This window comes from Neobacillus drentensis NBRC 102427 (genome assembly GCF_001591445.1).
Classification (GTDB): Bacteria; Bacillota; Bacilli; order Bacillales; family Cytobacillaceae; genus Neobacillus; species Neobacillus drentensis.
Map to the genome: position 1 here is coordinate 1 of NZ_BCUX01000133.1, position 1,608 is coordinate 1,608.

Genomic DNA, 1,608 nt, shown 5'->3' on the forward strand with positions numbered 1-1,608 from the left:
GTTAGCCATCCATGAAGCGCAAAAATCAGCGCTTCACCACAGAGAATGAAAATGGTGAAAAACCGTCAATACTGATTCTACGGCTGGAGAGGAAGGTCGATGAACTATGGTGCGTTAGAGCCCATCCGTTAGTCTGACTCCAACGATCACGGTGCACCACTGACTGTCGCTCCCTTACGGGAAGCACACATGGTAGATTAATCCTATTCTGATTGCTGCACCAGCCTCCAATAATAAGAGCCGTAGAAAGGAATGTTCTCAATGGATATAGTCATTGAGCGAGCATGTGGTATGGATGTTCATAAGGACAATATTACTGCATGTATTATTACACCAAAAGGAAAGGAGATTCAAACGTTTTCTACTAAAACTGTATTTCTATTACAGTTGGTTGACTGGGTTAAACAACATAGTTGTACCCATGTTGCCATGGAGAGCACGAGTGTTTACTGGAAACCTATTGTGAATTTACTAGAGGCTGAGGATATTGAGTTTTTAGTTGTGAATGCCCAACATATGAAGGCAGTTCCAGGACGTAAAACAGATGTCAAGGATGCAGAATGGATTGCCAAACTTCTTCGCCATGGACTACTCAAAGCTAGTTATATTCCTGACCGTAATCAACGTGAACTGCGTGAACTTGTTCGCTATCGTCGGAGTATTATCGAAGAACGAGCTAGGCAACATAACCGAATCCAGAAGGTGTTAGAAGGAGCCAACATTAAATTGGGATCTGTTGTTTCTGATGTTTTAGGTGTTTCATCTCGGGATATGCTTAACGCTATTGCCGAAGGCGAAGAAGATCCCGAAAAACTTGCAAACTTCGCTCGACGTACAATGAAAAAGAAAAAAGATGAACTAATGCTCGCCCTCAAAGGCTATATCAATTCACATCAACGCCTTATGTTGAAAACAATTTTAAAGCATATTGATTTTTTAACTGAGCAAATCGAGATGTTAGATCAAGAAGTTGCGGAAAGAGTAAGTACCCATAAAGAAGATATCGAACGGTTAGATTCTATTCCTGGGATAGCTACTAGAATGGCTGAGCAAATTTTATCCGAAATCGGGACTAATGTTAAGGAGCAATTCCCAAGTGCGGCTCATATGTGTTCCTGGGCAGGCTTGGTTCCTGGGCACAACGAAAGTGCTGGAAAAAGGAAATCTGCTAAAACAAAAAAAGGAAACAAGTATTTGAGATCCGCATTAACAGAAGCGGCTCATTCTGTAAGAGGATCTAAAAACTATCTCGGAGCACTGTATAGACGTACAGCCTCACGAAAAGGTAAGAAAAGAGCAGGAATTGTGGTCGCTCATGCCATGTTACGTATCTCTTATTATCTTTTAACCCGAAAAGAAATGTATGTAGATCTAGGCGAAGACTACTTTGATAAACAGAGGCAACAATCCATTGTACGACATTCACTACGAAGACTTGAAAGTTTAGGCTACTCAGTTACGTTACAAGCACCTGAAGCATCTTAATCCAGTCCATATTCCTACAATAGATCAATGAATCAGGCGCTCTCCCCTTTTTTAAAAATTGAATGAGCTGCGTCTTATTAAGTATTGCCTTTTTTACTAAATTACAGAAGTTTATTTTCATGG

General features: G+C 40.6%; 1 protein-coding gene. It reads left to right on the forward strand.

The window, feature by feature from the left end; genetic code table 11:
- The first annotated feature begins 261 nt into the window (after positions 1–261).
- Positions 262–1,485, forward strand: a complete 1,224-nt coding sequence (locus BDR01S_RS24505) for an IS110 family RNA-guided transposase (protein ID WP_066253964.1) — start codon at positions 262–264, stop codon at positions 1,483–1,485.
- Positions 1,486–1,608 lie beyond the last annotated feature (123 nt).

Excerpts from the sequence above, each read along its gene's own strand:
- BDR01S_RS24505 (WP_066253964.1), top strand. The coding sequence starts at position 262 with ATGGATATAGTCATTGAGCGAGCATGTGGTATGGATGTTCATAAGGAC.